Origin of the sequence: Cytobacillus gottheilii (assembly GCF_900166665.1) — a bacterium.
Taxonomy (GTDB): Bacteria; Bacillota; Bacilli; order Bacillales; family Cytobacillaceae; genus Cytobacillus; species Cytobacillus gottheilii_A.
This window is the reverse complement of record NZ_LT800494.1, coordinates 1,906,975-1,932,565: the sequence shown is the minus strand read 5'-3', so window position 1 is coordinate 1,932,565 and position 25,591 is coordinate 1,906,975. Positions and strand designations below refer to the sequence as shown.

The following is a 25,591-nucleotide window of genomic DNA, read 5'->3' as shown; positions in this document are numbered from 1 at the left end:
TTTATTCCATTTAAAATTCTCATTTCATATGATCAATCTAAACCGTTATACAATTCAATGCCTAGTAATTCTTCAGAAAATGAAGGCAGCCTTCTCATTGCTTGAATAATCTTTGCTTTCGATTCTCTGCATGGAAAGTATCCGTATCTTGCATACCTGAACATACGATTAAATGTATTTACTGGCAATATAATGTTCTCTACTTCTTCATCAATAACTAATCGTTTCATATGTAAGTGTTCAAAGAACTTATTATGATATGCAATCTCCCAACTAAACTCTTCATCTTCTGAATTATCAACCTTGTAATAGACAAACTTAGTGATTGTAAAATCAAATTCAGCAATCATATCCAATGGCTTCTTAAATTTATGTTTGATTAATTCAACTATTACTCCAGTTTTGATATTTATGTATGCAGTGACTTTCTTATTTTTATACTTAAATTTATAATTCTCATTCTTTTTAAACTCTTCATCTGCTTCAATGAAGTCTTTACTCTTTTCAAAGAAAATGTCTACGTCCTTAATTTTCTCGTTGTTAAAAATATTCTTGAAGACTCCACCTGCTATGTAACCGTTATGTCCTGTCATATATCTATCGAGCTGACGAATCTTGAGAAAGTTCTCGATAGGTTCACCTAAAACAATGTTCTTGATGTTCATTTTAACACTCCTTTTAGAAATTTATTTTTAATTAAAATGCATGTATTATTTAAACTCCAACTGGCAAAATCTTTTCTAATTCTGCTCTAAGTTGATCATTATCAAATATATTTAATTCCATTACCTCACTATACAATCCGCACCATTTCTCCCATACATAATACATGTCAAACTCTTGATCAACTACCTGCGCTTCATCAATAAGATTAACACCATATAAATCTCTCAAAATAGTTTCAGCAATCTCTTCCTGACCTAAAGCATAGTGATCATCAATTTCAGCAGCTTCAAATTGAATTCTAGCCAGTAATAATTCAAATGCAACCGGATTGATATTTGTTTTAACGTAAACATCTAAAGGCTTCTCATCATAATAGTGAAACAGTTTGTATGTATGCTCTTCAGGTGAATTTAAATCAGTTAAATCTTTTGTGTGACTTAATGCTTTTACTCTATCCTTTGCCGTGTGAATTAGTTTTGGACATGTTTTCATTTCAATCACTCCATTAATTTTCTAAAACTGATCTAAAGTAAACTCCCTCAATAACAAAATACTCTTCTTGCAATTTATCAATTTCACGTTCTAACATTTTTTCATCTTCTTCAAAACCACAAATTAAAGCTTCCATAAGATCCTCAATCTTTTTGCCAATCTTATTCCCCTTTTCGCTTTGAACGTTCATTTCTTCCCCTCTTTCTCCCTGATTTCATAAATCTTTTCCCTAAGTAAAATCACAGCAGCTTCATACTGATACAACACCTCATCTAAACTTCCCAATGACTTCTTAATATCCAGCTCTGTCAACTCTTCTTCTGGCTTTCCTATATGTATTGTCGCTAGTTGTGCTGCTTCTCTAAGTTTTTCTAGGTGATTCCTCGCCATCATTCTTATCTCCTCCAATTCTTTCCTTCTTATCTACGATATTATCAATTTATTTTTAATAAGTCAACATATATTATCAATTTATTTACAATATAAAATCCCCATTTTAATCAAAATAAATAGTCACCTTTGACCGTATTTCATCATGTTTGATCGTAGGTGACTGAATTTAGATTCATAATTGAATGATTTTTTGTTTCATTTCTGTCTCAAATTGTGGTATTATTATATTGACAGAACAAGTCGCAAATTTGTTCTTTGTCTACATAGACATTTCTGAGTCACTGATTGCCGTCAGTGGCTTTTTCTTCGTCTTCTTTACTATTATCCTCAAACTTCAACACTTCAAGTCCAGTTAATGCAGCAAAGTTCACTCTATGTACGCTGCCATCATCCAGATTGAATTTTAATTCTATATCATTAATTGCACCCTCAGAAAATTCATCTAAGAATCCCTGTTCACTTAAATACGTCTTGATAATCAAGTCCAAATTGACAGATACGTGAGCAACATTCTTTTTCATCTATTAATCTCCTTTTTATGTTTAATAATATAGCAACCTCCTAATATTATTTATGATCCGCCTCCTTAAAGAGAACTTATGTTCGTACTTTGTTCGTATTTCTATTATAAACTGTATAACGTTCGTTAACAAGAATTATCGTTAGAAAATATTTCTTGTTTAAAACTGAGCATTTTGGTATGATTTACCTAGGTTACATAAAGGAGGTAACTTTCCGATGCCACCAGAATACTCTGTCGGAAAGTGCCTACTCTTAGATCTATTAAATTCTAGATATATGACTCAAGCAGACTTAATCTCTAAAACGGGAATTGCCAAATCTCAGATATCAGCTTACATAAACAATAAAAATATCATGAGTTTGAGTACAGCAAGAGTTATATCTAGGACATTGAAGTGTAGGATAGAAGACCTATACGAATGGAATGATTGAGGGTAGGTACGGGTGAAGTTCTTTCACCTACCTCTCGGTTCGTAAGTAATGAACTTTTTTACATGATTAAAATTATCTGATAAATACATTTTACAACATAAAAACAGTTTTGTCCTTGTCTAGTTTTGTCGAAACATTGCACATTATAAAAATAATTATTGACAAAATGGTGAATATGCTATTAAATATTCCGATTTTTATTTTTTGAAAAATTGGAATGAATTAACCCTTCTTCAAACTTATTTTAGTGAGTTAATTTATTTTTAATATATAAGTAAATCTTAACCCTGCTAAAATACAGGGTTAAATTTCTACATCCACATTATACAATTCTTTTAGGTTTTTGCTATTTATATATCTCTTCATTAAATTTCTATTTGGACTACCAAATGAATTTTTAGCTGCTTGATATTTCTCCCCTATAGCATCTAAGTCTTCGCCCACTATTTTCCCTTTTTTATCATACACTTGATAAGCTTCATATATTTGACCGCTCTGACGAATTGAATTATAACTAAAAATATCTAAAGACTGATCTTCTTTAATTTGCAAAATTACTGCATATATTGCGGAAACGCCTAGAGAATCTCCAGTGCTTCTTTTTGTTGCAGTTGGTCTAAATACGTGATCGGAATGTATAAGGTCAATAGGTCTCTCATTTCCAACTCTATTTAACATTTTGTAAACTGTTTGATCATGTGCTTCCTGAATTCTTTGCAAGCACAATTCAGATACTTTAATTTCTCTAATTTCACCATTCTCGTTTGTTAGTCTTAATGTATTATTTGTCCAATCTATGTCGTTGTAAGTTAAATTTATTAGTTCGCTAAACTGTTTTCCCCCAACACCTTCAAACCAGCATTGAACAATTGCCTTCTCTCTTTCGTTACGTAGATTATCTATTATTGTTTGAATTTCATCAAATGAGAAATGAGTCTTTTTCACTCTATCTACAAACTCTTCTGCCCAAGAATTTGGCACAGTTGTTAAAGGATTAATATTATCGCTTCTATATCCATTTTTAATGCACCAAGATAAATACGCTCTCATATTAGACAATGTTAATTTTAAAGTATTTTCCGTACTAGGGGCATTCTTCATTACTTCAGTTATCTCGTTCATGCTAAAATTATACAAATCTTTTTCGTGAATTATCTCTGTATTTTTAGAGTATTGAAAAGTATATTTTACAGTATTTCTAGAATCCTCATTTTCAATTGAATTCAAGTATCTCTCTTTAACTGTCTGATTATAAAATTCCATGATTCACAATCCCTTCAATTCCCTAGTTATTCAATTATAAATTTATCTCATCGAAATAATTCTCAATAAATTTTACACTTCCTCTAGTTAAGTTTCCTTTATTATCGAGAATTCCTCTTTGTTTCCATTCTGGATTGTCTTTATTAAAGTTAATCTTATTGATATACTTCCGTACATCTCTAGAATCTATTTCTTCTTCCATCATTCTAGATGCTAACCTAACATATCCTGAAAACATAAAATTAGAATTAATTAATGATACTTTCTTTGTCTCTTGATACTTCTCATTAAATTCTTCCTCATAATAGCTTAAAAACACATCAAAAAATTCAGTTAGGTAATCAGAAACATCATACATATCTTTTTTATTTTTAAATTCAAAGTTTTTCTCTATAGAATTCAGTAAGGTATTATAAGTAACAATTTCTCCTATAGATGGAGTTAATCCTTCTTTCTTTGAAATCCTACCTGCTAATTCTGATCTACTATTTAACTCTTCCACTACTTTGATTGCATCTGTATCTTTACTCATAATTTTTCTTTTAGTTTCAGAAATTCTCTCACCTTTAGAAATCTGAGCAAGGTATGCAGCAGCTCTGTCTACAGTCATGTTAAGCAATTTTAAATCGAAATACATATCAATATTTGGTTTCTCATCCATTGCTCTAGCTGCTGCTAATATTCTGTGATAACCATCTACAACATCTAGCTTTGTACCTTTGTTTACTTGTAACTCATAAGTATCACTGTTATATGTTACTTCTTCACCATTATCAGCACTACCAGCAGAAGCATTGAGAATAATTTGTGTGATTTCTAATTTATTAACTTTAATTAAATTTTTCATTTCAATAACATTATCTAAATATACAGTTGCTTCTTCAACCATTTCTCCATTGACTCTTCTATAGGTAGCTTCACGTTGAGACTCTGGATTCCAATTTAATAATTTAGACTTTAGCATATCAACCAATAACTTAATATGAATTCTCATAGTCCAAACATTGTGAGAATACTCAATAACAGGTGGTTCAAATGTAATTGGAAGTTTCAAATCATCTTTAATAAACATCTTTCCTGAGTACTGTTTAGCTGTTTTAATTTCATACTCTGTGAAAAACTCTTCAGGATCTACTGATAAGTCCTTAGTTTCATTGAAAACTTGTTCTGCAAATAAATACAGTAATCTTTCATCCAAACCAGACAATTCTTCAGCAGGATTATTAATCCATTCTTGAACTGTACCATCGTAAATTGCATGACTAGTTGCTAAATTATCTTTAATTTCTCTTACAACTTTTCTTTTTCTTTTAATCTCTAGTGTAGGTTTAATTAAATTCTGTTCTAGTAATTCTCTATCTTGTAACAATAAATATACACCTCTTCTATTTAGACAGGTTCTCCTGTAATTTATTTTATATTAGATATTAGTACTAAGTAAACAATTAAGGACTAATTTAATTTATTTATTTCACTTATTTTGGAATTCAACATGAGTATATGACTTTTAGGTAATTCACTAATTGCCCTTAGTAGTACTTCATGATCAGTTTCCTTGTATAAATCTTCATCTAATTTCTCAATACCAAATAGAGTATTGTGTAATTGTAAGTCTTTTGCATTCAAATATAGTTGAGTAGTTACAATTGATTTATGTCTTAAAGCTTTTCTAGCCTGATTGATATCTCCAGTAGTCTCAAAAATCCAGCTTCCAAAGGCTTTTCTTACACTATGGAAAACTATTCTTCTCTTTGGTGAAATACCTAATTTCTTAGTAAATTTATTCATCATATTTGTTACAGTCTTTTTATCCATTTCAAACAAAGCTTCTTTATCATTTAAGGTTTCCCTAATCTCTTGGTAAAACTCTTTGGATATTTTGATTTGAAAGTCTTCATATCCTTTACCTACAAACTGAATTTCTACTCCATCTTCTCTTTCTACAAATGAATCCCAAGTTAAGTTAAATATTTCATCTCTTCTTAATCCAGTTTTGAATGAAAGTAGCAGCATTAGTCTCTTTTCTCTTGGATAATGTGTCTCTAGTCTTGCCAGTTCAGCCATCTTTAAGACCTCATGTGCTTCTAAAGCACCGTAACTTAGCGACCTTTCTTTTGTTCCTTTAATTGCTATTAGGTAAGAAACATCATCTTTAATGTACTTTTTATCTTTTAGAAATCTAACATACTTTTTTAGTGCTGAGATTTTTCTATTTATCGTTTTATTAGTATACAGATAAGTATCATCTGGTTTCTTTATGGCTTGTAGGGTTTCTATATACTCTTTAAATTCATCTTCCTGGATACTTAGTTCATCTAAATACAAAAACTCCAACTCTTTACCTTTTTGTTTGTTTCTCATCAATAAGAAAAATTGTCTAAGATCCGATTCATATTCACATTTAGTTCTATCTGTTCTTTCCCCTTCAAAGTCTCGATGAGAAGAGGTTAATTGACTAAAGTAATGATTTATAATATCCAACGACTTCATATGTTCATTTTCTAATTTAATTACATTAGATTGCATTTGTATAACCTCCTCTTCTTTTGCTTATTCGCTTCTCCAGTAAGTACCTGATCTTGTTGATTTCATTCAAATTCTTTTCCATTTCTCTAATCTCTGCAGTTCTAGACGCTCTTTCTACCCAATTGTAAATATCCCACTTAGCTAAATCCATTATAATCTCCTCCATAGTCTCTTTATCTCTATCTATATTTTTAATTTATTTATAATATGTATTAATCTTACCATATCATTCCGATTTTTAGCAATAGAAAAATTGGAATATTTGCCTATTGTCAAGAAAAATTTACAAATAAAAAAGACCTACAAGTTGTAGATCTCAAAAGTCCATGCTTTATGTATATTTATTTGTATACCCCTAGCGCGTTATTTATCTTTACTTTAATTAATTCATAATATCTTACTCTTTCTTCCCTAGTAGCAATAATCCCTTTATGTAAATTGTATTTACTATTTAACTCTCTAATTGTTTCTATTTCTTCACTTAGTAGATCTTGTAATATTGTCAGTTCCTTGGTTGATAACTCATCTAATTTCATTCACATTCCCTCGTTTTCCCATAGCTTCATATCATAAACTCCTCGTTTAAAGCACGATAACCAGTATTCAAGCTCCCTAATTGCAAAGATATCCGATTGTGTTCCACCTGAGAAGTCACGCATTCTACGGTCTTGTAGTGCTGCTAAACGTCTTTCCATGTGAGTAACTACTTTATTTTTATCAATCATGTTCATTAAATCACCGCCTTGATATGTAATTTATTTTCAATAAATGTGTTCTTTTAATCAATCTTAAAGCCTATTGTCAATTTAACAACTTCATTGGGTGGGTTTTCGTCATCGTACAATACCAGCAAATTTGTATTTCCAGTTAACACTTCTTTGATTAATCTTTGCGCTTCACTTTCTGATCTGAACAAATCAGCATCAATAGCATTTTCTACAGACCATAATCTTACTGTTTCAATACGCTGCTCATCAAAGTCTTGCCTTAAATATTCACCATTCTTCATTTTTACTGCATATCTAACTGTCATACTCATCAATATTTCCTCCTAATTCCTTATAAATTCTGCTTTCTATTTAAATAATTTCCTCTAATGGACTATATAGATTTGCATCTCTTTCAATAAGCTCTGCATTGTCAAAGTTAAACGGTGTGCTATTAAGTTTAAGGGCAAAGTTTCCATCAATGCACAAATCCACAGTTTCATCTTCATTTATACGATATACATAGTTGTAATAACCGAACACCTCTGATGATGGATCACTCTCACATCTTCTTTTTGCCTCAGTGTCAATGAACAAATCCCCTCTTTTAACTTTTTGACCATCTGGGTAAGTCAATTTGCTATTCTCCTCTGCCTTTATCGCTTCAGATTCTTCTAGTTTTAATTCATCAATAAGTTTTTCAACTGATTGTTTACCTTCTTCAGAAGCAAACCAGTTACGCAATTGTTCTAAATCCATTTTATTTCCTCCTAGTTTAATCCCTTAAAAGGATCATTTTATTTTCTTTTGTCTGCTTATATGCTTGTTTACTTTTTTCATATCCATCCTTAATTCATATGGTTCTTTATATTTTTCTTGAGTTAACTGTTCGATTTTCTCAAAGGTTAGTCCGTATGATAAGAACATCTGCAATTCTTTTTCTAATGCATCTACCACTTCTGTACTCTCAGCTTCTAAAAAAGGTCTCACATTTGCATTTGGCTTAATTCCATACATTTTCCTAATTTGCCTAGCTCTTAACCCAAAAAGTGTTTGATAAACTAAATCTGTATATTGAGCATAAACTTTAGTCGTTGGATTTTCTATGTAATCTTTAATTGCTAATGTAAATTTATTTCTTGATATTATACCTAAATATCTTGCCCTCCAATAGTGTAACTCTTTTTCCATTTCATTAAATTTTGCTATATATGTAAGCTGCATGTCTTGTGCTTTCTGTTTATTAAATCCAAAAATCGTAAGCATTAATAAGTCTTTGGTTAATTTATAAAAAGGCTGTAATTTATTTTGTTTATTTTTGTAATAAGAGATGCCATATGTGAAATCAGTATGTTTCCTAATGTAATCCCTGTTGTCTGATGACGGTGGAGATTCTCCACCCTCCTCAATTTTATAATCAGTCAGTATTTGACGTATCTTTCTCATTACCTCCTTATGTTCAACATCTAAAACATCTGCCAGATTTAGACTGTCAGTGTAAACCCAACTTTCTCCTTTGACAATAACATTTCTATCTTTCTCATAAGTTACAATTATTTCACTCATTAACTTCCTCCATTTATTTTTATTGTAATTCCGTAAAAATCTTTTCTTCAACTTCCCACTTAACTGTTTTATACATCCATTCTTTAACCTCTTCATTGGTTTGCTTGCTCTTATACACTGGTTTAATTGCTTGTAGTAACCTTTCAGATCCATCAATAAACACTCTTAACTCAGTTTCAGTCTCATATTTACCATTCCTAATATCGAGTAAAGTATTTCTCATATGTTCGTTCTCACTATAGTAAATAGCATTCTCAAATGACCAATTGTTTGCTTCATATCTATGTAAGAAATCAACAATTCTAGTTACAGACATTGTATGTTTCGAAACCTTTGACCAATCAACACTCTTCTCAATATCTCTCTCAAATTCTTTTTTCTTTTTATGGAACATGCCCATACAAGCATCATACAAGTAAGGCAGATTCATGCTGGCGATTTCTTCACGTTTACTATGTAATTCTTTATATAAATTAAAATAAGCTCTGTACTCTTCTACCTCTTTGCTAAATAAAACTTCAAGAAAGTTTACATTGCTTTTCCATAACATATCTGGCAGCTTTCTAATATCGTGTAATTCCACATCTTCTGTTTCTCCTGTTGTAGCTTTTGAATACTTCTCTCCAGAATACAAATCTTCAAATGATGGATAGAAGAACATTTTATAATCCTTATCTGAATTGGCTGTGTTTAAATTGTAATTATGTGATCCGACTAGCACTTTAAATGCATTTTCTCTCATTTTGTCCCCTCCATATAAAATAGAATTTTTTCTTCATATAATCACGCACTTAGCAATTTATTTATTCTTCCTAACGTTTTGCATACAGTCCTTTGACTAACACCCAGCCTTTCAGCTATCTTACGCTGACTTAGATCATCCTCAAAGTAAGTTAATATGAATATATCTCTTTCTCTTTCCGTTGCTCTGCTTAAGAAATTTACAGAAGCTTCATCTAAGATAACTAGTTCCTCTATCCCAATTTCCCCTGTTGAAATTAAATCAATCATCATCAGAGACTCATCGTCAGAATTCAATTTTGCAAATAGACTGCAGGTATTTAATTTGTTGATTTTGTTTACTTGGTGTAAAAATTTTAAAACTTCATTTCTAATGACCATTCCGGCATAAGTAGTAAATTTATATCCTTTATCTAAATTAAAAGTATTAAATGCCTTTACTAATCCCACTAATGCTTCAGATTCCACATCTTCTCTTAGTTTATCATGTCGCTTTATGTATTTATTACAAATGCTGAACGCTAAATTTTTATTAACTCCAAAAAAGTAATCTTTAATATTTTCATCTTGATTCTCTCTATACAATTTAATTAATTCTTCGTTGCTAAACCCTTTATACATCTCAGATAATCTCCCTATAATAATTTATTTTCATAAGCAACTATATCTATCTAATTCATTATGTACGTGCCCAACCTCTTTTGTAGCTCCCGCAAAATGAATTCCCTTTTCTTTTAATGCATCATAAAACAAACTTAACATTTCTTGATGTGTTAAATTATCCGGCACTGACAGTTTTCCTTCAATTGAGTAAACTTTCAATCCCAACCTCTTCACCTCCTATTATTAATTTATTTTTTATGTATATCTGAAAGCATCTTCATGTAACCTTTTCTCATCTCCTTTGCTTTATCGGGCTGTACTGGGAATATGTCTATGTAGTTTATTTTCTCTATGCAGCAATTATCTGATCCAGTAGCCTGATAGTAATTCTTGTAGCGTTGCTCATTGATGTTAGCAAGTTTACTTGACATTCTGAGACACACTCCTTCAATACTTTATTTCTATACTACTATTCTACCACATTTATCTAATCTGTAAATAATAAAATCAATTTATTTACAATAAAAAAGCGTAGGTATCGTTAGATTGTCTCTAATCACCTACGCTTTATCTTATACATATTGTAATTCATTACCTTCATAATTGATAAATGCACTATCTGATACAGTTGATTTTGTATTGCAGCCACAATTTCCCTGCCAACAATGTACACACTTATTTGATTCACGCTCAAATCTCTCCATCCTTGCTACAAAGTATCCCATTTTTAATTGCTGTAATGCTGAAGCTTGCTTTTTCATTCCCATCTTCCTCCCCAGTTTCGTTCCGATTTTTATATTTTTATAAATTGGACTTTTTCGCCTAAAATACAAATGGACACCGTTGCAATTAGCAACAAGTGTCCATCTATGTATAAATGCATTTAATGTTTAGCTTCCGCCGCCGCCCGGATCAAGTTGTTTAGTAGTAAAAGTACTATAAACTTCATTTTCTGCAGATTGTTTTCCTTCGTCTGCTGAAACTGCACTTGCACCTGCGAAAAGTAGAGATGCAGCCAAGGTTAATTTTAAAATTAGCTTCTTCATTTGTATTTCACCTCCTTTCAAGTTTTAAGCTTATGCTGACAACGCTTCAAGAATAACTTCATTTTCACCTAGCTTTTTCAATTCCATTATTGGGATCAATTTGTAAAACTTTTCTCCAGCTTTGTTAAAGAATTCTATAGATTTGTAAAAATGATACTTGTTATTTTCAAGAATACCTCGATAATAATGATTAAACGCTTTTTGGTGATTGTTTAATTTCTCAAAATCAATATTATCTAATATATCTTCAGCCATTGCTTTGTTGTTGGTTCTCGCATAGTAAAATAAATCATTGCTCATTGTTCCATCGCTACAAAAATTGTCAACTTTATTCCAAAGACAGGAAATGAAATTTATGCTTTGTTTAATCTGTTGTTCTGTCTTATTGTTTTTACACTCTAAAGCTTTTTTGTAAAACTCCATTGCTTTATCAAAGCTTTTTAACATGTAAGAGTTACCTATTTGGAGGTATGTCATGGACTTAGTAGGATCTAATGCTTTATCAAGAATAAATATTTGCTCCAATAGGTCTCCAATGTTTCCGCTATGAAAACTGATATCAACCTTTATACGAAACAATCTTCCCATATATGAGTTTCTAATAAAAGCATTTTTAATATTACTTATCTCACTCTCTAACTCGTCCAATTGGAGTTTTAACATTGTAATATCTCTAATTGCATAATAACAATATATTTGAGAGATCTTAGCAAATGATTTAACTTCTGGTTTTGAATTGGAGTATGAGTTCAGCTTACAAATCGCATCTGAGAAATCTAGTTTTTTCATTTCATAAAGATGCTGTACATGGTACACACTGGCGAAATCAATCACGTCTCTACTATTAGAAGTTAACATTCTATTAAGAAGTGCCTCTTTCAATTCATACATATGATACAAAGTAAGATACTCTAAACACAATCTAGCTGTTATTCTTTTTGGGTTTATTTCATCAACAAAGTTCTTCAGTAACTCTTCATATTCATTAGGAAAAAGGTGAAGAGCTACTTTGAAAAATCCATCTAGTTTCTCAATGTCCTTGTCTGGGTCTTTTAAGGTTCTTGTAAAGTTTGTACCACTTGAATATCCCGCAATCTTAGCCAATTCTTCAGCTAGTCCTCTTGGTGCAGCTTCGATCTCGTTCAACATCATTTGTTTCAATGTAAGCTTTGACATGTTCTTCATCCTTCACCAATTTATAACTTTATTTTACTTGGTAAAGATATGGTAGTCAATATAATTTATTAATTTATTTACAATACAAACCTGTTTATTCACGAAAGAATATTAATATTGAAAAACGGAGGATTTGTAAGCAATCATGCTATTATCTACAGTATATGAGAAATTTTGACCAAATTCAGACTTTAGCTTATGTACTGCTTTTCGCTTCTCTTTTAAACTATTAAACGGAATTACTCCAAATATTTCTAATTTATCCATCATTTTCACCTCTTATTATACAGTATACCAATTTATTTATAATTGAATACCGAGAATATCAAAAAGATTGATATTCTCGTAACTTTTTTCAAACAATAAAATCAGTGTTTTAAAACCCATTAATCCTTTTAGCTACATCTTTCTTTATCTCATCAATCTCTTCATATGGAACATCAGTTTTAATTGATCCTAAACTGCCTAGAGTATTACTAGTTAGTATTAAGTCAAACGTTTCAAATAGAGTGGCTTGTTCATGAAGTGTGTAAGGTGCAAACTCACTTATTAGGCTATCGTACTTAGCATTAGAAAATGGTATTTCTAGAAATACTTCGATGTACATTTTTACTATATCATTTTTTCTAGAGCTTTGATGAACCAATTCTTGTTGTAATGCGGTAACCTGTGATAGGAGTGCATCTAACTCTTTAGAAATTTCAGCTGTTTCTGAATGGTTAAAACCTTTTTCTGCTGCTACTTCAATCATCATTGCTCTCATATTGCTGATTTTCGTTAAAAATTCCTTGTGCTTACTGGTCAACACAGACACTCGATGACTCATTTGCTTCAACATTACTCTCAATCTTTCCAATTCAATATTATCTATTTCTCTTCCAAGCAGAAAATCGGACGTTACATCGTAAATATCACAAAACTTCAACAATATGTCTAATTTAGGCTGCCTTTCATTCAGCTCAAATTTTTGATAGGCACTAGTTGTCATACCTATCATTTTTGCAACTTCTTTTTGGGCATATCCCTTGTTATTTCTTAACCACTTTAATCTTTTAGCTAGCACTTCCATTAAGATCATCTCCACGCACACAATTTGTGTGTATTAAAAAGCAATTTTGTGTTTGTTTTATTCTTATAAGAATTATATAATATCCATAGACAGTGTTTCTATTACTCTACATGTGTATCATAATATAATTTAGGAGGTTTTATCAATGAAAAAAGTTGGCGAAATTACTCTAGTTGCAGCAGGTTTAGATTTTGAAGTAGATTTAGCTTGTGGTGGTAAAATTGTGATTGTAATGCCGGATGGACAAGTAATTGTTTTAGATGTTTTGGATATTATCAACAAAGACTGGTATGAAGATATAGCTTAATACATAATTAAAGCCTGCTGATTTAGTTTATCGGCAGGCTGTTTTTATCTATAAAACAAATATTTTGTTGCAATTACATTTCAATATTGAAATGATTGTTTTAATCAAACAGTATCGAATGACCGTCTGTTTTAGCTCCATAAAAATGCTTGGCTGATCCATCATACATGAGTATATCAACACCTGTGGAAGATTGTATGATTTCTTTAATGTTTTCAGGTTTGATTTCTATAACTTCTATTTTGTCATCAGCAATGTCCACTGATGTGCCGTCCGCTTTGTAGATTTTCATTTTTAATATCCCTCCTTATAAAAGCAATGTATTAATCACTCGATCCTCACTACTATTCAATTCACTAGACATTCTTTTAATATCTCGAACAATTCCTAGAAGCGTAATTAATGGTAGGTTAAAATCCGATAATCTTGCTCGATACTCATCAACATCTACTCTTGCTGAGTCATAAAGAGCGATATCATTTTCATCTGATAAAGCAATTAGATCTTCCCTTTCAGTGTTTAAATTGCTTAACAATTCTTCTTTATTGTCAATAACACTTGCAGTAATGCATGATACTCCAAATTTATCATATTCTTCAATCAGAAATTCAAATATTACCTTATCTGCCATTTTATTATCCCCTACTTTTATTGAGTTAAAAGACATGCTATATTGTTATCTGAGGTGAACGTCATGAAACCAGATTATAATAACATAGACCTATCTATCACATATGATTATAAAGACTTCCCTGATAAGAACTCGGGACAATGCGATAACTGCGGACGTAGCCATTTCATAAGTAAAGTTGGCGATGGTAAATTCCTTCGTGAGTGTAGCAATTGTGGAATGAAGAAGCTGATCTAAGTGGTCAGCTTCTTCATTGTTAGACTAAGTTTAACGCTATAAAACATTCTTTAGTGAGCCATTCTATAATTTTATTATACCTTTCTTTGGAAAACTTTTCATTATCAGGAGTATACCAATCTCTAAACTCCTTTTCATGTTTGTTGCTGTTGCATAACTTACAAGAAGGCACACAATTGTCTATGTAATTGCTCCCATTGTGATCAACATGTTCTTTATGCAACTGTTCTTTGTAGAGTATATAGTGAGTATCATCAGAAGTACCGCAATATGCGCAACTGTAATTAAAAAATTCCAAGCATGCGAACCATTCATCTTCCGTTATATCATGCTTTTTTGATTCCACTCTCCTTTTGTTATACTCCCTAATTCTCTCTGGGTTGTCGTTTTGCCACTTTCTTAATTGTCCCTTTTCTCTCATCCTTCTAGCGTTTTCTCTTTGTGGTATTTTTCTTTCTGGTCTTCTCATGTACTCTCTTCCATAAACCCTCATTTTCGCTAGATTTTCTTCTCTGTTGCTGTTCCTGTGCTCTAATGTTCTCTCAATTGTTCTTTGTTTACAGTAAGGATTGTAACCGTCAGCAGATGATTTATTTTTATAGAAGTGTTCTTCAGTTAAGGGATGCCAAATTTTGCAATCGGAACAAAGTTTATGCTCTATTCCATTAATAATCCTATGATTAACCACATAGGAGGTTCTCATTTTACATTCTTTTTTAGTATTTAGGTTACAATAACTCGTCAATTTGCCACCTCTTTCTATAATTTATTTCTAACAACTAAACTAACTGAGCAGTCCACAACACATTCCCTCTGTCTGACTTAACCCAATCCAATTCTGCAGATGATTTCAAAACCTCTGGATCACTATTTCTCATAGCAAATGAAACGATCTTTGAATCAATATTATGCTTATGCTGCAATTCAAAACTACCTGCTCCCTGCTGTTTAATTACTGCAATCATTCTTCTTCCTCCTCAATAATTTCAATTTCATCGTCTGGAAAATTAACCTCATAAGGATAGTCGTCTAGCTGCACAACGTTAAAGTATCTCTTAGTCTGTAGGATAGTTCCCTTTCTGCCGTAAAATGGACTATCTTCATCAGTTACTTGGACTCGTTTCACACTGAACACCTCATGATATTTCAATTTATTTATATTATAAGAAAGGAAAACCTATTAGCTTTCCTTATTCCTAACAACCAGATCACCGTCTTCATTAATAGATATTTCTAATATCCTCTTTACATCTACAATGTTGTCTGAGAAATTTAACTCAATTTTCTTCTCAGATACTTTATGACCAATGAGCATGTAAAATCTGTTTTCGTCAATTCTATATTCATTATTGATAACCAGACCTTGCTCATCAGTGTCAATTTGGTTTTCATTAACGAAATCAGATAATTCAAAACCATCATCTTCTTCTAAAGTTCTTTTAATGAAATCCTGTCTATCTTGTGGTAATTTACTTAATTTGTGCTCTGCAAATGATTTAACATTCTTATCTGACATGAGAAACAACTCCTAAGTTTTTTTAGACCATTATAACCCAATGCTTATAAAAATTTCATTTTATTATCCTTCTTCTCGTGTCGAATTAGTTTTGTTAACTTTACTCAACAACTCAGTATTGATTCTACTTGTGATTATTTTGCACTCTTTTGCCAATCTTGATAAGAACTTTGAAAAAACCACCCTATCAAGACTCTCTTGGAGTAAAATAAAGTTGGTAGTAATTTGTATAAGGGAATCCGCTGTTAATTGTAAAGGCACTGAGAGACCATACAGCGAACTTCCGTATAATAAGTATTTGCTACTGTCTAAGTCTGCCGGTATCGACAAATTTTCGACTAGTCCCTTAGGACTTAAGTGAACTTGCTGGCTTGCTTTCATGTAATATTGATTTAGCTTACCCATTCCAGCCTTTCTTGCTAATTCATAAAAATGAATTTTTCCTTTCTTGTTGCCAAATAAAGGTGCAGCCCAAAAATTATCATAATAGAAGTCCTTTCCATATTTACTTAACAATTCTCTCTTTCGTTTCTCTATCTTTTTAAAGTAATCATTGTCCATTTCACTACTCTGTATTAAGCTTAGCTTTTTTACTTCTTTTGCAACTTCAATTGCTGAATAGTCTATATAACGTTCTATAATATTGTAAGTGAAATCCTTATTGTTGAAGTTGCTTGTCAATAGTATGAATACTATTGCACTTTCATGTAAGCTCCTCCATCTAGCTAAGGCTCCATCCGCATAACCATTGCTAAGTAGAAGATTTATTTCTTTTGATATCGATATACTTCTGGAGTGAATTTTGAATAAAACAAAGTAAATTAAGTTATTTTGATCTTCGTATTCTCCACGTTTTAACTCATTTAATATTTCTTCAGAAGCTTCCTCGCTGATTCTTATAATAGCCTTCAGAAGCTTTAATGCTTCTTTCCAATCCTTAGTTACATTTTCTTGATAATAATTAATCAATTTTTCTTCATGTTCATCGATTTCATTTATACCTTCCATAATAGAGTTATACAGCAAGTCTGCTGACTCATTTATAACTCTATCCATTATATGAGGTAACCCTTCGAGAAGAACGTCTAACTCATCCCTATTGCCAGATAATTCTGCTGTCTTTTGATTGAAAATTTCCTTAAATTCTGTTTGAATATTAATGCCAAACATTATATTCTCCTTTTTAAGATTGTATTAAAATATAATTTTTATCGATTATTTAATAAAAGTTGAACAATGTATTAATCCATAGTCCCATACATCATAAAGATTACTGCTAAGTGTTGAATAAGCATTTGGAGTGTTTTGTTTTACAAAAGCATCTCTAATAAAACTATAGTACATATTGTATTTTTCGTTTTTCCACATTACCTTTTGTACTTTTAATTTATCATAATACCTATATTCTTCTTTCATTGTCTTCCTAATTTCTTTTAGACACCTCATAGCCTCTTGTCTGTTATTATTATTGAGATGTTTCATTCCTTCATCAGCTAAATTAACATAATGCTGCACATGCGCCTTAATTTGTTCATCTGTAATTTCACCTTTATCAAAATGCAGTACTGTTTCAGTTAGCATAATATTCTCCTTATCTAAATATCATTAATTATTTCTTAAAGCCTTCAATAAACTCCCTAACCTCTTCCACTGTCAATCCAATCTCTTTAGCTTCTAGTATCAACAAATACCACTCTTCATCAACTGTCACAGTCATTCCCCTTCAACTATTTATTCACTTAAAGTCATGACATGAGGTGTTTTTACTATTAATCTTGAGTTATTTCGAAAAGCAACAACATACCTTTCTTTGCACTCATAGATTTCTCTAATTACTTGTTTATTACGGGGAAACTCTTCTCCTACAGTGAATTCCCAGCCTTCTGTGCCGTTAAGAACAAATAGCGTTTTAATCATTGTATCACCCTCTGTTCAGTTTAATTGTTGCGATATTCTGACAAAATCATCCCTATTCAAATACTTCTATTCTAATTTTCTTTCCAAAATTAGCTCTCAGAATATCATTAACATTGACCCCATTGACTTCATACTCTTCACCATAATAGGATTGATGTTCGCTTTCTTTCAGAACGCCTTCGTGGACTTTCTGATATGGAGCATAAAATTCTCTAGTAAGTTCTTCAATAATACTTTTCTTTGTAAATCCTCCTTGTGAACCTCTACTATAATTCTCACCAATCTGTTTGCCGTCTTTGCTTATAACTAAATTAACCTTTTGCCATTCAACATAATTTTGTACATCAGTGTTTGGGTCTCCATCCCATCCAATACTTGCATCAGCTTGCTTTACTAATACCTCAAGTCCAGTAAGTTTTTCAAAATCCTTTGCAGCCTCAAGCACTTCTAAGGTAAATTGTTTTGCTCCTCCCTTAATCTTAAATTCATGTTTCAAACAATCTTTTTTATTTTCAAATATTGTTCCGTCATTTGCTTTATATATTTGTTTCATTAGTTTTCCTCCTCTAAATTAGTGGTTAAAATGGATATTTCATTTGAACCTTGATAAATAATTCTCCCAGCCTTCTATTGCTTCATAACCTGCAGTAATTAGAATTTGCTTGGCTTTCTCATAACGTTCATCTCTAACTGTCTTACATTTAAAGATGGTCATGTTCGGATGTCCAACACATTGATTTTTAAATATACGAAAAGCCTTAGTTTTCCAATTGAAGTCTTTGTTGCCGTCAAAACTATAATTGATTGAGTGTCCACCATCTTCATAGTCGAATTTATGTAGTATTATTTCCCCTCTGTGTATATTCATTTTATCACCTGCTTTAATTTATTTTTGTAAAATCAGCCTTTTATTAATACTTTCCTTTTTTATCAGTTTGAACAATTTTACTTTCTCTAACTTCGTAAAACCAAGCTTCTTTACTAAGTGTGTAATGATTTAGAATGATTGTTTCCTTCTCAGCCTCAGTTTTCACATTGAACCTTTCAATAAGATCATTTTCATCATCATAAATACTAATCTCATAATTTAATTCCTCATTAAACATATTAATCTCTCCTTAAAACTCGTATTTTATGATAATTAATTATCTGATTCTAACTTACTTAATAACAATTCATTGCTCACCAGATCTTCTCTAAGTCTCTCTACCGTCTTTTTAATTTCTTCTTTCTTGTCGAAAAATTTGACCCAATTATTATCTGTTCGCTCAAATGATTTAATAACATATCCATCTAGCCATACTTGCATCTCAATATAATCCCACTCCATACCTTCAACAGCAGAGTTAGCTTTCGCATCGTCTGTTCCGGCATATAGTATTTCTTGTCTTTTCTCTTCATATTTCCCATATTCTCCAATTACAACATAAGTTTTCATCTTATACTCTCTCCTTTAAATTTATTTTTATAAAAATCACAATTTATTAAAAAGCTAAAGCCAATCTAAACCCTATGATTGCATTTTTAAATCCATTCCTAACTACTTTAACTGATTCCTCATTGTATTTAGTGAAATCAAAAGTAAATCCTCTAAATTCAACTATCGGGTTATTTTCAGATAAATTCTCCAACTCTTTATAAAAGTCTGGCATATCAGCATCATACTTAAATTTTACTGAATCCACTGTTACAGTGTCACCAAGATCACTTTGCTTATATATCATTCCTATTTCATTTGGAAGCTCTATAAAGCCCAATTCTACAGTCCGTAGCAATTCATTTGACCCTACTAAAACTGTTCCATAACCAAATTTGATAACTTTATCTTTAATCATGAGTACCTCTCTCCTTGCCATTATAAAATTTGAAATTCATTGTTTTATGCAACTTCTTCCATATGTAAATCATACTAAATCCCATTAATTTTATCAATTGTTAAATCAATTTATTTACAATATATACTTATTAAGAAAACCTTCAACTTCATCCTGATACACCTTAACTCCACATCCTACAACAATCAATCCAGCAAGTAATATAGCAGCCGCTACAAGGTATCCCACTCTTAACCCTCCTATACTAATTCTGTTGCAAACATGACTAACTCCTGACGTTTTACATAACCTTTATTGATCCATTCTTGCTTTGGTAAGTATTCTGATTCTCCTTTAGCCATTAACTCAGAAGGAACACTTTCTCCGGCTACAAATGAATTGTTATGTTCTTCTGCTTTTGTTGTCCAAATCCAAGGATTTAGTAACCAATCTCTCATGTTGATTAACTCCAATCTAATCTAATTTAATCAATTTATTTTCAAATCCAATCTTTAATGTCTTCCTCATCGACCTCATATTCTGGTAAAGTCCTAAGCAATGTATCGACAATAAGCTCTATAGGATCTTTAGTCGATCTTATATGAGTGTCAATTTCCCTTAGTGCTACTAAATATTTATCGTCATTCATTGTTTTCACTCCTCATATTCCATTAATATAGTTATTTTGTTGGGTATCCTAATTTATTCCTTAACCATCTGTTCTCCCTGATTAACTCATTCAAAGCCCTGTCTCTGGACTCTAGAGCTATGACATAATCCACCTTCCCAACCATATATCCTTTCTTGATTCCCTCAATTAGCCTTTCAGTTTCTTCGATTCCAATAGGTAAGTGATTAGCAAAAACTTCAGCTAATTCTTTATCATTCATATATTCCATTTCTACACTCCTCTTAAATTTCTGATTCAAGTTGTTACTTTATTAAGTACCTAAAATTTCTCTTTTCCCACAGTCACACTCGACCATGATTGCATCAGGATAACTTTGGTCTGCTTTAAAGTATACAGACTCATTGATACTGTCTTGTAACGAAAACTCATCATCAATATATCTTTTTATTTCAATTGTCTCTTGATTCCCACATGCACATTGGATTCTAATTTCAAATTTCATATTGCATCCTCCTTTAAAATGTTCATTTTATTTCTTCTTAGTGTTTCTAATTCGATATAAATAGTTTCTCAATTACTTAACCAACTGCATTTCTAATAAGAATTCTCATTTTTATTCATTAACAATTTCATATATTCTTCTTACTTGATCAATAGTTAGGTTTGACTGACCGTATCTTGGAAATGCTTTCGTTTCAATTTCATCTATCTTTCTATTCTTCTCTTCATAATCTAAATAAGCTTGTTCACTTGGGAATAATTCATAATCCCCTATAGTGTTAGACTTCTGTATTAAATAATCTCTTTCAAAACTATCCTCCAAAGTAAACTGGATACCCTTACCTACATCGCTGAATGAAACTGTAACATATTTTTTACCAACGCTTTTCACTTTACCTAAAGTGTAACCTTTATCATATCTGGCTTTGTTTCCTGCGTGCTTGCAAGCTACAATTTGATCGATTTTAAAATCATTTTTAGTTAATAACATTAACATACTCCTTTCTAAATGAAATACCTGATTTATTGTCTTTTTAATAATTGATACACTCTATCTTCAGTAGTAACAAATATGTAATCCCTTTTCCTAATAACCTTGCTTTCAATCGATAAGATTGTGCCAACTTTACAGTAGCCAAACGTCTCATCAACAATTTTAAAAATTAAACTCTTGCCAAGTTTTAAATCCTTATTCTGAAAACTAAACCACCTGCCAGTCATATTCTTAATATTAATAACTTCTCCGGTAATTCCATCTGTTATCTTAGATAATTTTAATTGAATATAGGCATTTTCTTCATGTTTAAGTAGAATTGAAGGAATTACATTGTAACCAAATTCATTTTCTTCTGAGTTTTGACTATCGAATTTTACAATAGCTTCATCATTGCTATTGATTCCATAAGAAATAAATGTCCCATATCCTTTACCATTCATATAAACTCTATCTTTATTTTTAAACACCATTTTCACCACCTACATTCTCATGAAAGAGAAGTTTTACGGGAATAAATCACCCGATAAGATAATATTTTTTGCAGGAATTGCTACAAAAGCTGTCGTCACGATCTGTCTCTTTACCACACTGCATACAACATTCGCTTTCTGGAATATATTCATTCATTGGTATGCTTTGAGGCAATACATATTCATTTGTCACTAACCATTCGGCAAGAAATATATCTTCAACATATTCCAATGAATTTTGCTTATATAATATATCATCCGAAATAAACTCTTTAATGAATCTTAACCACATTTTTTTCTCTCCTTAATCCCATGAGAGGGAAATTTCATTTAATCATCTGTCCAATCTTCTAATCCATTAATTGCAGCAACACCCAGCAACCTACATTTGCCAGTTTCAAATGTTTCATTAATTGCACCTATAACATGCTCTGCCCTCTGTAATGCTTTACCATAAGATTCAGCTTCTAGTTTAGCTGTTTTGATCTCATCCTGAAAGCCAATGTAATTGATAACATATGTCTTCATTTACCCACTCCCTTATTGGTATGTATTTCCTTTATCTAATTAACATTATAGACTAAACAACCCATATATTCAACTGTTATTTCAATTTATTTTCAATATATAAGAAAATATTTACGATCCATAAACAACAAAAAGTTTGTGAATCATACTGACTAGAAACCCTTATTACATAGGTATTCATAATCACCTTTCACAAACTTCTTATTATAAAACATTGTTTTACTAGTTCTTTAAACAAGATCTCATATGAGGACTAATATCCTCAACGGCTACTTCGCTTTCGTCTACATTGAGAACTTTTCCATCTACAACTGATGCATATCTCGATATTTGCGTTCCTGATTCACACTTAATCCAAATGTACGTATAGGTATTTCCTCTAGGGTTATTTTCGCTAGTCTTCTTCTCTGTGTACTTGCCCCAGCTTGTTTCGGAAATATATTTCTCATCCATTCCTTCGTATGGAGGTGAATCTCTTTTACTCTCAATCTCTCTTGTTGCTCTGTCATATTTGTATATATCCACTTCGTCAATCCACTTTTGTAAACCATCTGCGCCTAATATCTCATGTGCTACATACTCAGCACTGTAATCATCATTATAATACTTAAGAAAATCCTCTTTACATCCTGAGTCGTTTTCTTCTATGCAATAATTTATCCAATCTGCTATGACGACTTTTTCCATTTTATCGGCTTCTTTATGATTCACATCTTCAAGATTCTCTATCGAGCGTATAGCGCTGTTATAATCATTTCTTTGCATATCCTCTTCAACTTCTCTTTTAATTTCTTTACTCTCTATACCTGTAATACTAAATACTATTTGAGCAACTAGTATAGTAAGTATAATTAAACCTATTAATCCAAAAAACATGATCACATAATTACTAGGATTATTTAAATCAATATCATTATATTTTTTGAAAAAGTACCAAATAGGAATTACCAAAGTAATAATTATTACAATAACACCAAGAAATCCAAGTAAGTTAAGAGTTGCAATTGATGTGAAAATTAACAGTGATAAAGACACTAAAATAAACAATATAAACAAAATGATTGCTCCTTATTTCTGTTTAAGTATTACCTTCATTTAGCTTGATAGTTCTATATTACCAAAATAAAAATTTTTAGCATATAGATTTTTCTAAGGATTAATCTGTTTTTAATTTAATTATTAACTAAAACCTCGTTCCATGATCCTCATTAAACTTCCCCACAACCAACCGCCTAGCATCGGCATTTGAAATGAGCATTTTATCTGTTATTATTTCATTGTTATAGTCATAAGCAAAGTAACCTGCAGCAGTCTGTTCTATGTATCCTAGCGTGTATTCTATGCCGAATAGCGTTACTTTCATCTCTGTTATACGGTTCATACTGTTACTCCTCTCTAGGTGCTATTTTGTAGTTAAAAAAGGCTGGTGATAAAATACAGTTTGTGTTATATCAGTTTTCCTATAAAGTTGTGCCGACTAAAAATGTACCAAGTGCAGATAATACGCAAATTAAAATTACATAACTGTTATTGTGGATGAATGTTTTCATTGTATTTTCTCCTTTCTGAAAAAGTGCCCGTGATATTTTAGCTTGGCTGTTATAGCAGTTTTGAGATAAATAAAAATCCAGTGATTCTCCAGTGTTTCTGTTATAGCGATTTTTTAAAAAAGGGAAAGCCAGCAAACTCTCCCTCATATCCTGTTATATCAATTTATTTTTAATGTTATGATGTTAGCTGCAATAATTTACTCGTTTCAATGAAATAATACTGCTTGTTATTCATGACTTTGTTATATGAGTTTTCACCTTCGAATTCATCAATAGTCTGCTTTTCTTCTGCTGTCATGTCTTTGTATTTTGTTTTTCCATATGTAGGAGGCAACCAGTTCTTAGATCTTGCAGCATGTAAATTCAGTTTGTGGAGCAATTCCATATCTTTAAACTCCAGATGTGCCGTGCCTTTCTTGAAAAAGGAGATTGTATAGAACTTTAGATCAATTTTCTTTGTTTCTTGATAATGCTGTGCCATCTTTAACGCTTCTGTTATATCAATTTCTTCCGTTCTTCCTCCGTCCAAGTAATTAAATGCCTTCTCTATGTCAGTTAATTTGTCTTTAATCTTATAGCCATTCGGTTCAAATCTACCTGACCAACTGTCATATGCGTTCAATGGAATAATTACACGCTTATTGATTTTGTAACATTTATTTGTAGCCCAGCCATTAAAGTAATGGATATTCTTAGATGTTTCATCATAGTAATGATATTTATTTGTAAGCTCCTCAAACAGTTCCATGATAGTATCCTCGACACCTTGAGTCATTTCCTTACTCAATTCAATCCTTAATGTATAAATGTTATAGAATGAAAAATCATAATCCCTTAACTCATCAACCTTCTGCAAATATTTCTGTTTCAGATTGCTCGTAAATAATGACATAAACTGATCATTACTGAATAAGGTTTTCCAATACTTAGAGCGAATCTGCTTAATGTATGCATTCTCTAGGCTGCTACCGTCTTTATCCTCATATTCTAATGACAACTTTAATACTGGGTTACTGTTATCGTTAAAACTTGTTAGCATTAACGGTTTAAGCTTGTCATACTCTTCAATTAGCTTCAATCCGGCTTTAATCTCAAAGTTATATTGCTGAACAATTCCTCGTATAAAGTCCGACTCTATTAATGTACGGCTGTTATACTCGTTTTTAGTTTCATGTAACTCTTCTTTTTTCAGTTCGTCTAAAAGGATGCTGTTATTTTCAATTTTAGGCACTGCTATATGTATTAATGCGACTGTTACACCGGTTTTTCTCTCTGCTGTTATAAAAGCATTTTCTATGAATTCAACTTCTGCGTTTAACTCTTCTAGCTTTCTTATAAGGTCTTTTCGTGTGTTACTGTAAGTATTGCGGATAGTATCTGCATTAATTAAGGCAACGATTTCACCGCCTTGACTCTGCATTTCAATGCTTTTAAGTAAATGCTTATCGCCATCAGAAAAGGGGAAATTTGCAATTATAGCATCATACTTCTTGTATGTCTCATAGGATAAAAAGTCATCATGTACAAGCCTATGTCCCTTTGATTTCAGTATCGCTTGCAAATTAGGATCAATCTCACAGGTATCAATATCATATTTCTTTCTGTTATGGTGATATTGACTATTTTTAAATCTGTTATGAATTGCTTCTATTAAGTCGCCCTTACCTCCACTGGGTTCAAGAATTGACTTAATGCCTGATTTCCAGTCTATTTTATTTAGCATTTTATGAATTAACTGTATCGGAGTCGGGAAAAAATCAGGATTCTCATTAAACATTGTTATAACCTCCT

At 31.4% G+C, this 25,591-nt stretch carries 50 protein-coding genes; 2 read left to right on the top strand and 48 right to left on the bottom strand.

Features of this window, described 5'->3' with window-relative positions; translation table 11 throughout:
* Positions 1 to 32: 32 nt before the first annotated feature.
* The 5 genes from B7E07_RS09550 to B7E07_RS09535 all read right to left on the bottom strand — a co-directional run bounded on the left by B7E07_RS09550 (position 33) and on the right by B7E07_RS09535 (position 2,072).
* Entirely contained in the window at positions 33 to 665 is a 633-nt protein-coding gene (locus tag B7E07_RS09550) for a hypothetical protein (RefSeq protein ID WP_080845648.1), read from the bottom strand.
* 49 nt (positions 666 to 714) lie between these two features.
* Entirely contained in the window at positions 715 to 1,158 is a 444-nt protein-coding gene (locus tag B7E07_RS09545; RefSeq protein WP_080845647.1) for a hypothetical protein, read from the bottom strand.
* Between the two features lie 13 nt (positions 1,159 to 1,171).
* Complete coding sequence (locus B7E07_RS23660; protein ID WP_176215152.1) at positions 1,172 to 1,348, bottom strand: hypothetical protein; 177 nt, start codon at positions 1,346 to 1,348, stop codon at positions 1,172 to 1,174.
* Positions 1,345 to 1,551 (bottom strand): hypothetical protein, encoded by a 207-nt coding sequence (locus tag B7E07_RS09540; RefSeq protein ID WP_080845646.1) that lies wholly within the window; start codon positions 1,549 to 1,551, stop codon positions 1,345 to 1,347. Before B7E07_RS09540 ends, B7E07_RS23660 begins: the two co-directional genes overlap by 4 nt.
* A 278-nt stretch (positions 1,552 to 1,829) precedes the next feature.
* Positions 1,830 to 2,072 carry a hypothetical protein gene (locus B7E07_RS09535; RefSeq protein WP_080845645.1) on the bottom strand — a complete coding sequence of 81 codons (243 nt, stop codon included), beginning with the start codon at positions 2,070 to 2,072 and terminating at the stop codon, positions 1,830 to 1,832.
* Between the two features lie 217 nt (positions 2,073 to 2,289).
* Here B7E07_RS09535 and B7E07_RS09530 point away from each other — a divergent pair, with 217 nt between their 5' ends.
* On the top strand, positions 2,290 to 2,505 hold the full coding sequence (locus tag B7E07_RS09530; RefSeq protein WP_080845644.1) for a helix-turn-helix domain-containing protein: 216 nt from the start codon (positions 2,290 to 2,292) through the stop codon (positions 2,503 to 2,505).
* Positions 2,506 to 2,808: 303 nt separating this feature from the next.
* Here B7E07_RS09530 and B7E07_RS09525 read toward each other — a convergent pair whose 3' ends face one another.
* The 17 genes from B7E07_RS09525 to B7E07_RS09460 form a co-directional block, all read right to left on the bottom strand.
* Positions 2,809 to 3,768 carry a site-specific integrase gene (locus B7E07_RS09525; RefSeq protein WP_080845643.1) on the bottom strand — a complete coding sequence of 320 codons (960 nt, stop codon included), beginning with the start codon at positions 3,766 to 3,768 and terminating at the stop codon, positions 2,809 to 2,811.
* Between the two features lie 34 nt (positions 3,769 to 3,802).
* Positions 3,803 to 5,137, bottom strand: a complete 1,335-nt coding sequence (locus B7E07_RS09520; protein WP_080845642.1) for a DNA sulfur modification protein DndB — start codon at positions 5,135 to 5,137, stop codon at positions 3,803 to 3,805.
* A gap of 83 nt (positions 5,138 to 5,220) precedes the next feature.
* Positions 5,221 to 6,294, bottom strand: a complete 1,074-nt coding sequence (locus B7E07_RS09515) for a tyrosine-type recombinase/integrase (protein ID WP_080845641.1) — start codon at positions 6,292 to 6,294, stop codon at positions 5,221 to 5,223.
* Positions 6,284 to 6,445, bottom strand: a complete 162-nt coding sequence (locus B7E07_RS23655; protein WP_176215151.1) for a hypothetical protein — start codon at positions 6,443 to 6,445, stop codon at positions 6,284 to 6,286. The genes B7E07_RS09515 and B7E07_RS23655 overlap by 11 nt, the downstream gene beginning before the upstream one ends.
* A 190-nt stretch (positions 6,446 to 6,635) precedes the next feature.
* Positions 6,636 to 6,830: a hypothetical protein gene (locus B7E07_RS09510; RefSeq protein ID WP_080845640.1), complete on the bottom strand. Its 195-nt coding sequence runs from the start codon at positions 6,828 to 6,830 to the stop codon at positions 6,636 to 6,638.
* Positions 6,831 to 7,025: a hypothetical protein gene (locus B7E07_RS09505; RefSeq protein WP_080845639.1), complete on the bottom strand. Its 195-nt coding sequence runs from the start codon at positions 7,023 to 7,025 to the stop codon at positions 6,831 to 6,833.
* A 47-nt stretch (positions 7,026 to 7,072) separates the two neighbouring features.
* On the bottom strand, positions 7,073 to 7,333 hold the full coding sequence (locus B7E07_RS09500) for a hypothetical protein (RefSeq protein WP_080845638.1): 261 nt from the start codon (positions 7,331 to 7,333) through the stop codon (positions 7,073 to 7,075).
* A 40-nt stretch (positions 7,334 to 7,373) separates the two neighbouring features.
* Positions 7,374 to 7,760 (bottom strand): hypothetical protein, encoded by a 387-nt coding sequence (locus B7E07_RS09495; RefSeq protein ID WP_080845637.1) that lies wholly within the window; start codon positions 7,758 to 7,760, stop codon positions 7,374 to 7,376.
* A gap of 33 nt (positions 7,761 to 7,793) precedes the next feature.
* Complete coding sequence (locus B7E07_RS09490; protein WP_176215150.1) at positions 7,794 to 8,567, bottom strand: Rha family transcriptional regulator; 774 nt, start codon at positions 8,565 to 8,567, stop codon at positions 7,794 to 7,796.
* A 19-nt stretch (positions 8,568 to 8,586) separates the two neighbouring features.
* Positions 8,587 to 9,309 carry a DNA polymerase beta superfamily protein gene (locus tag B7E07_RS09485; protein WP_080845635.1) on the bottom strand — a complete coding sequence of 241 codons (723 nt, stop codon included), beginning with the start codon at positions 9,307 to 9,309 and terminating at the stop codon, positions 8,587 to 8,589.
* Positions 9,310 to 9,350: 41 nt separating this feature from the next.
* Positions 9,351 to 9,929 (bottom strand): sigma-70 family RNA polymerase sigma factor, encoded by a 579-nt coding sequence (locus B7E07_RS09480; protein WP_080845634.1) that lies wholly within the window; start codon positions 9,927 to 9,929, stop codon positions 9,351 to 9,353.
* A gap of 30 nt (positions 9,930 to 9,959) precedes the next feature.
* Entirely contained in the window at positions 9,960 to 10,136 is a 177-nt protein-coding gene (locus B7E07_RS23650; protein ID WP_176215149.1) for a hypothetical protein, read from the bottom strand.
* 347 nt (positions 10,137 to 10,483) lie between these two features.
* Positions 10,484 to 10,672, bottom strand: coding sequence for a hypothetical protein (locus B7E07_RS09470; protein WP_080845632.1), 189 nt, complete (start codon positions 10,670 to 10,672; stop codon positions 10,484 to 10,486).
* Positions 10,673 to 10,801: 129 nt separating this feature from the next.
* Positions 10,802 to 10,957, bottom strand: coding sequence for a hypothetical protein (locus B7E07_RS23645; RefSeq protein WP_176215148.1), 156 nt, complete (start codon positions 10,955 to 10,957; stop codon positions 10,802 to 10,804).
* 30 nt (positions 10,958 to 10,987) lie between these two features.
* Positions 10,988 to 12,133, bottom strand: coding sequence for an AimR family lysis-lysogeny pheromone receptor (locus B7E07_RS09465; protein ID WP_080845631.1), 1,146 nt, complete (start codon positions 12,131 to 12,133; stop codon positions 10,988 to 10,990).
* 111 nt (positions 12,134 to 12,244) lie between these two features.
* A complete protein-coding gene (locus B7E07_RS23320) occupies positions 12,245 to 12,403 on the bottom strand; it encodes a DUF503 domain-containing protein (protein ID WP_218970409.1) in 159 nt (52 codons plus the stop codon).
* Positions 12,404 to 12,509: 106 nt separating this feature from the next.
* On the bottom strand, positions 12,510 to 13,202 hold the full coding sequence (locus B7E07_RS09460; protein WP_176215147.1) for an XRE family transcriptional regulator: 693 nt from the start codon (positions 13,200 to 13,202) through the stop codon (positions 12,510 to 12,512).
* Between the two features lie 145 nt (positions 13,203 to 13,347).
* Between B7E07_RS09460 and B7E07_RS23640 the strand changes: the two genes are divergently transcribed.
* On the top strand, positions 13,348 to 13,509 hold the full coding sequence (locus B7E07_RS23640; RefSeq protein WP_176215146.1) for a hypothetical protein: 162 nt from the start codon (positions 13,348 to 13,350) through the stop codon (positions 13,507 to 13,509).
* 100 nt (positions 13,510 to 13,609) lie between these two features.
* On the opposite strand, the gene B7E07_RS09455 is transcribed toward B7E07_RS23640, so the two are convergent.
* From B7E07_RS09455 to B7E07_RS09335, 26 genes are all read right to left on the bottom strand, one after another.
* Positions 13,610 to 13,801, bottom strand: a complete 192-nt coding sequence (locus B7E07_RS09455) for a hypothetical protein (protein WP_080845629.1) — start codon at positions 13,799 to 13,801, stop codon at positions 13,610 to 13,612.
* A 15-nt stretch (positions 13,802 to 13,816) separates the two neighbouring features.
* Positions 13,817 to 14,140, bottom strand: a complete 324-nt coding sequence (locus tag B7E07_RS09450) for a hypothetical protein (RefSeq protein WP_080845628.1) — start codon at positions 14,138 to 14,140, stop codon at positions 13,817 to 13,819.
* Between the two features lie 256 nt (positions 14,141 to 14,396).
* Positions 14,397 to 15,122 carry an HNH endonuclease gene (locus B7E07_RS09445; RefSeq protein ID WP_080845627.1) on the bottom strand — a complete coding sequence of 242 codons (726 nt, stop codon included), beginning with the start codon at positions 15,120 to 15,122 and terminating at the stop codon, positions 14,397 to 14,399.
* Between the two features lie 34 nt (positions 15,123 to 15,156).
* Positions 15,157 to 15,342 carry a hypothetical protein gene (locus B7E07_RS09440; RefSeq protein WP_080845626.1) on the bottom strand — a complete coding sequence of 62 codons (186 nt, stop codon included), beginning with the start codon at positions 15,340 to 15,342 and terminating at the stop codon, positions 15,157 to 15,159.
* Positions 15,339 to 15,527 (bottom strand): hypothetical protein, encoded by a 189-nt coding sequence (locus B7E07_RS23635; protein WP_218970408.1) that lies wholly within the window; start codon positions 15,525 to 15,527, stop codon positions 15,339 to 15,341. The genes B7E07_RS09440 and B7E07_RS23635 overlap by 4 nt, the downstream gene beginning before the upstream one ends.
* Positions 15,528 to 15,557: 30 nt before the next feature.
* Positions 15,558 to 15,893 (bottom strand): hypothetical protein, encoded by a 336-nt coding sequence (locus B7E07_RS09435; RefSeq protein ID WP_080845625.1) that lies wholly within the window; start codon positions 15,891 to 15,893, stop codon positions 15,558 to 15,560.
* Between the two features lie 63 nt (positions 15,894 to 15,956).
* Complete coding sequence (locus tag B7E07_RS09430; RefSeq protein ID WP_080845624.1) at positions 15,957 to 17,063, bottom strand: DUF5677 domain-containing protein; 1,107 nt, start codon at positions 17,061 to 17,063, stop codon at positions 15,957 to 15,959.
* A gap of 45 nt (positions 17,064 to 17,108) precedes the next feature.
* On the bottom strand, positions 17,109 to 17,474 hold the full coding sequence (locus tag B7E07_RS09425) for a hypothetical protein (protein WP_080845623.1): 366 nt from the start codon (positions 17,472 to 17,474) through the stop codon (positions 17,109 to 17,111).
* 28 nt (positions 17,475 to 17,502) lie between these two features.
* Positions 17,503 to 17,610: an anti-repressor SinI family protein gene (locus B7E07_RS09420; RefSeq protein ID WP_080845622.1), complete on the bottom strand. Its 108-nt coding sequence runs from the start codon at positions 17,608 to 17,610 to the stop codon at positions 17,503 to 17,505.
* Positions 17,611 to 17,624: 14 nt separating this feature from the next.
* Positions 17,625 to 17,810 (bottom strand): hypothetical protein, encoded by a 186-nt coding sequence (locus B7E07_RS09415; protein ID WP_080845621.1) that lies wholly within the window; start codon positions 17,808 to 17,810, stop codon positions 17,625 to 17,627.
* 52 nt (positions 17,811 to 17,862) lie between these two features.
* Positions 17,863 to 18,363, bottom strand: coding sequence for a hypothetical protein (locus B7E07_RS09410; protein WP_080845620.1), 501 nt, complete (start codon positions 18,361 to 18,363; stop codon positions 17,863 to 17,865).
* A gap of 39 nt (positions 18,364 to 18,402) precedes the next feature.
* Positions 18,403 to 18,678: a hypothetical protein gene (locus B7E07_RS09405; RefSeq protein WP_080845619.1), complete on the bottom strand. Its 276-nt coding sequence runs from the start codon at positions 18,676 to 18,678 to the stop codon at positions 18,403 to 18,405.
* 43 nt (positions 18,679 to 18,721) lie between these two features.
* Positions 18,722 to 18,916, bottom strand: a complete 195-nt coding sequence (locus B7E07_RS09400; protein WP_080845618.1) for a hypothetical protein — start codon at positions 18,914 to 18,916, stop codon at positions 18,722 to 18,724.
* Between the two features lie 35 nt (positions 18,917 to 18,951).
* The gene (locus B7E07_RS09395) at positions 18,952 to 19,248 is read right to left on the bottom strand and encodes a hypothetical protein (RefSeq protein ID WP_080845617.1); all 297 of its coding nucleotides are present in this window, start codon (positions 19,246 to 19,248) and stop codon (positions 18,952 to 18,954) included.
* A 46-nt stretch (positions 19,249 to 19,294) separates the two neighbouring features.
* Positions 19,295 to 19,645, bottom strand: a complete 351-nt coding sequence (locus B7E07_RS09390) for a hypothetical protein (protein ID WP_080845616.1) — start codon at positions 19,643 to 19,645, stop codon at positions 19,295 to 19,297.
* Positions 19,646 to 19,884: 239 nt separating this feature from the next.
* On the bottom strand, positions 19,885 to 20,082 hold the full coding sequence (locus B7E07_RS09385; RefSeq protein ID WP_080845615.1) for a hypothetical protein: 198 nt from the start codon (positions 20,080 to 20,082) through the stop codon (positions 19,885 to 19,887).
* A 41-nt stretch (positions 20,083 to 20,123) separates the two neighbouring features.
* Positions 20,124 to 20,273 (bottom strand): hypothetical protein, encoded by a 150-nt coding sequence (locus B7E07_RS23630; RefSeq protein ID WP_176215144.1) that lies wholly within the window; start codon positions 20,271 to 20,273, stop codon positions 20,124 to 20,126.
* A 31-nt stretch (positions 20,274 to 20,304) separates the two neighbouring features.
* The gene (locus B7E07_RS09380) at positions 20,305 to 20,523 is read right to left on the bottom strand and encodes a hypothetical protein (protein ID WP_080845614.1); all 219 of its coding nucleotides are present in this window, start codon (positions 20,521 to 20,523) and stop codon (positions 20,305 to 20,307) included.
* A 42-nt stretch (positions 20,524 to 20,565) separates the two neighbouring features.
* Positions 20,566 to 20,757 (bottom strand): hypothetical protein, encoded by a 192-nt coding sequence (locus tag B7E07_RS09375; RefSeq protein ID WP_080845613.1) that lies wholly within the window; start codon positions 20,755 to 20,757, stop codon positions 20,566 to 20,568.
* 111 nt (positions 20,758 to 20,868) lie between these two features.
* Positions 20,869 to 21,246: a beta barrel domain-containing protein gene (locus B7E07_RS09370; protein WP_080845612.1), complete on the bottom strand. Its 378-nt coding sequence runs from the start codon at positions 21,244 to 21,246 to the stop codon at positions 20,869 to 20,871.
* A gap of 32 nt (positions 21,247 to 21,278) precedes the next feature.
* Positions 21,279 to 21,722, bottom strand: coding sequence for a hypothetical protein (locus tag B7E07_RS09365; RefSeq protein WP_080845611.1), 444 nt, complete (start codon positions 21,720 to 21,722; stop codon positions 21,279 to 21,281).
* Positions 21,723 to 21,768: 46 nt separating this feature from the next.
* Positions 21,769 to 22,014, bottom strand: a complete 246-nt coding sequence (locus B7E07_RS09360; RefSeq protein ID WP_080845610.1) for a hypothetical protein — start codon at positions 22,012 to 22,014, stop codon at positions 21,769 to 21,771.
* Positions 22,015 to 22,052: 38 nt separating this feature from the next.
* The gene (locus B7E07_RS09355; RefSeq protein WP_080845609.1) at positions 22,053 to 22,250 is read right to left on the bottom strand and encodes a hypothetical protein; all 198 of its coding nucleotides are present in this window, start codon (positions 22,248 to 22,250) and stop codon (positions 22,053 to 22,055) included.
* A gap of 222 nt (positions 22,251 to 22,472) precedes the next feature.
* Positions 22,473 to 23,306 carry a hypothetical protein gene (locus B7E07_RS09350; RefSeq protein WP_080845608.1) on the bottom strand — a complete coding sequence of 278 codons (834 nt, stop codon included), beginning with the start codon at positions 23,304 to 23,306 and terminating at the stop codon, positions 22,473 to 22,475.
* Between the two features lie 127 nt (positions 23,307 to 23,433).
* On the bottom strand, positions 23,434 to 23,631 hold the full coding sequence (locus B7E07_RS09345) for a hypothetical protein (RefSeq protein WP_080845607.1): 198 nt from the start codon (positions 23,629 to 23,631) through the stop codon (positions 23,434 to 23,436).
* Positions 23,632 to 23,975: 344 nt separating this feature from the next.
* The gene (locus tag B7E07_RS09335; RefSeq protein ID WP_080845605.1) at positions 23,976 to 25,577 is read right to left on the bottom strand and encodes a DUF4942 domain-containing protein; all 1,602 of its coding nucleotides are present in this window, start codon (positions 25,575 to 25,577) and stop codon (positions 23,976 to 23,978) included.
* Positions 25,578 to 25,591: the final 14 nt, after the last annotated feature.